The organism is Aquimarina rhabdastrellae, assembly GCA_947387485.1.
Classification (GTDB): Bacteria; Bacteroidota; Bacteroidia; order Flavobacteriales; family Flavobacteriaceae; genus Aquimarina.
The window spans coordinates 1-3,246 of the sequence record CANDNT010000040.1; the positions used below are offsets into that span (position 1 = coordinate 1).

A 3,246-nucleotide genomic window follows, 5' to 3' on the forward strand; every position below is an offset into this window, starting at 1 on the left:
TTTTAGAAGTGAATATCTTTTAAATTTTGAAGATAGCTTTGGCTTACAGGTAGTTTTAAATCACCAATACAAACCTCATTTTTTGATTTTGAAGTAATTTTATCTATTCTAACAATATATGAACGATGCACTCGTATATATTCTAATTTATCAGGAACATGATTTAAAAACTTACCGATGTTCATACGTATGGTATGAGTTTTATTTTCGGTACATATATCAATATAATTACCTGCAGATTTTATATATATAATATGTTGAGTCTTTATTCTGACTTCATTCCCATTTTCTCTAAAAGAAAAATACTTTTCTTTTCTTTTTAAATACTTTAATAATACCCGTATTAATTCTCTAGTAATATCTTTATTATAAGTTAGTACACGTATTTTAAAGAATAAATAACAAATAGAACCTAGAAAGAGTAAACAGAGGAATGTGAACCATCCTGTTTTCCAAAAAGGAGGCTGAATAGAAAACTTATGAGTTATTGTTTTTTCTGAGCAATTTTGAGAGCCAATACACATTTTAACCTTAAAATTATATTTTCCAGGAGAGAGGGATGAAAAATGAATCATTCTATCCTTTGAATAAGACCAATTCGAATCATTGTTCAAACTATATTGATAATATAAGTCGTTGTTATTAGCAAATGAGATACCTTCTAATTCAAAACTAATATCATTCTCTTTATAAGTGAAAGAAGTACTATTTTTTAGTTCACGTGACTTTCCATTTACATGAATTTTTTGAAGCTTTAAATAAGGATTAAAATAATTATCAGAGATTAATTGATTTTTATGAAAATAGCATAATCCTTGTTTAGACCCGACCCAAACAGTATCATTTATAATTTCGAGATCTTCAACTTCATTACTAAGTAATCCTTCTTTTTTACTTATCCCTGATATGATTTTATCGTTTTCACAGAATTCAATTTTATTTAAACCTTTATTTGTACAGACCCAGATGGTCGTATCGTTTTCAATATATATTTCATTAACTATATTACTATTTAAACCATCTTTTTTTGTTATGTTATAAATATGTTTTTTGTCATTAACAATAACTCCAGCGCCTTGAGTTGCGACAAATAATATATCGTTCTTAGTATCAACATCTATATCATCAGTTCTATAATTGTATAATTTTGATTGATTAGATAAAGAATTAATATTTTCATTATCAAATTTAAAAATCCCTGATGGAGTACCTATTAAGGTATCATTATTCCAAATACAAACATCATGAACTCTAAATATTGATTTACGAATACCTACATCTCCATTTTTATTAATTTTATAAAAATGTTTTGTACTAGAAGCAAAAATTGTATTGTTTATTGGTTCTGATAACTTTAATATATAGGTCGTTAGAACTCTTTTATTTGTATTAGCCTTTTTTAACCCATTAAAATTATACAAATATGTTTTGTTAAATATAGAATCGTGTTCTACAAAAGCATGAATATTTCTTTCAGGTTGATCTATTACTAATGATGTTTTATCTTTTAGTAACTTTATAATTCTTCCATTTTTAAAACCAATTAATAATTCGTTATTATGAGTTTTAGCTAAACTATTAACATGCTTAGAATTTTGAAAAATAGAATCATGAATAATAATTGAAGGGTTTTTTACATAATATACACCCGAATCGAGGGTAGTAAACCAATAACCTCCCTCATGATCTATTAAAAAATTAGTGACAGATTTATCTTTTAAAAATTCCTTTAAGATTTCCCCTTTTTTATTGACAAATTTACCTCCACCAAATTCATAACCTATAAAGAATTGAGTACTATCAATTATTTTAATACCTATTGGAGAATGTTCATTTTTTATGCAGATATTTTCTTTTTTATAAGTATTGATTTCGACAAGATTATTATGCATAAAAACACCTGTTTTGTTATTTATTAACCAATTAGCCATAATGTGAGACGAGACTAAACTAGTATTTGGTGTATTTCTTTTTATTGAGTTTGTGTCACTAGAAGTGAAAAAAAATGAAGAACTTTTTGAATTTGAAGTCTTTTTTAAGACAATAGATTTTTTTGAAAAGGTAGGTGAGAGTAAATGATCAATTGTAGAGTGATTAGTTGTAATCGTACCATCATTATGAATAATTAATTCACCATTTATAGAGTACCCTCCGATATGTAAACTATTAATTGTATCTAAATAAATACTTTTTATTACACTATTTTTACGTAAATTTTTATTTAAGATATTATTAAATCTATAAGCTTTGAAACCTTGAAATATCTCGTCAAAATAGAACAATGATCTATTGTGATAAGAATAGCACCATATTTGACCATTTTGTTGTGGATAAAAACGTAAGACAACATTACCTGTTAGACCATCGGCAGTACTAAAATTTTTAAATTCGTAACCATTATATCGAGATATTCCTTTATCGGTTGCAAACCATATATATCCTTCTTTATCTTGAAATAAATCATAAACCTCAGAGCTAGGTAAACCTTCATCTACTCCAAAATGTTCATAAACAAATTCTTGAGCATTACACTTTATACAAACAAATAATATTAAGACAGAATAGTAGAAATATTTATGCATAAAAGTTTAGCGATGTTTTTTGATTAAAAAATAAAGCAAAACTTAACTTTATAGTTGTTTGATAAATAGCGTAGTAGTATAAGTTTTGTTAGTAATTTTAACGAAAGGTATATGTAAAAAGTGTACAGCTATGATAATTTAAAACAATTTTATCTAGATGACATTCGATAATTCTTTATATAAATATAAAAAAGTGATAGTGTAAACATTATGTTAATCATAAAGTTTTTTAATCAAGTGTTCATCTTGTTTTTGAGCAAAAAAAATATTGTATAATACGATAAAAAATCCCCAACTCAATCTGGAGTTGGGGAAATTATAGAATTTAGTTGTTGTAAAACAATCGATCAGTGACTAAGATATGGGCAAAGAGATCATCATCTTTTTGCCATTCTATAGCCTCGACAGTCCAGCCACCACTAAGGTATTCAAAAATGCAATGTGTTTTGCCGTTAAGTGTAAAGGAGTAATTACCAATACAAGGCATAGGAATTACTTTTTCAATAGCAATAGCGTGACCCTCTTGTGGATACATGGGCAGATTCCAATGATACTCAAAAGAAAGCGTATCCCCAGCAAAGAAATCATTGTCTTGCCAAAAGACCTGAAATTTGATCTTCATTAATGTGATTTGTTTTTTTGATGAATAGAATGGTTTTAAAGT

The 3,246-nt window shown here is 26.6% G+C and carries 2 protein-coding genes; both read right to left on the reverse strand.

Features of this window, described 5'->3' with window-relative positions; genetic code table 11:
* Positions 1 to 2 precede the first annotated feature (2 nt).
* Complete coding sequence (locus tag ACYEKI_RS21085; protein WP_459213196.1) at positions 3 to 2,582, reverse strand: LytTR family transcriptional regulator DNA-binding domain-containing protein; 2,580 nt, start codon at positions 2,580 to 2,582, stop codon at positions 3 to 5.
* Positions 2,583 to 2,907: 325 nt separating this feature from the next.
* The coding region (locus ACYEKI_RS21090; protein ID WP_459213197.1) for a hypothetical protein at positions 2,908 to 3,246 on the reverse strand (339 nt) is incomplete at its 5' end.

Excerpts from the sequence above, each read along its gene's own strand:
- ACYEKI_RS21085 (WP_459213196.1), bottom strand. The coding sequence starts at position 2,582 with ATGCATAAATATTTCTACTATTCTGTCTTAATATTATTTGTTTGTATA.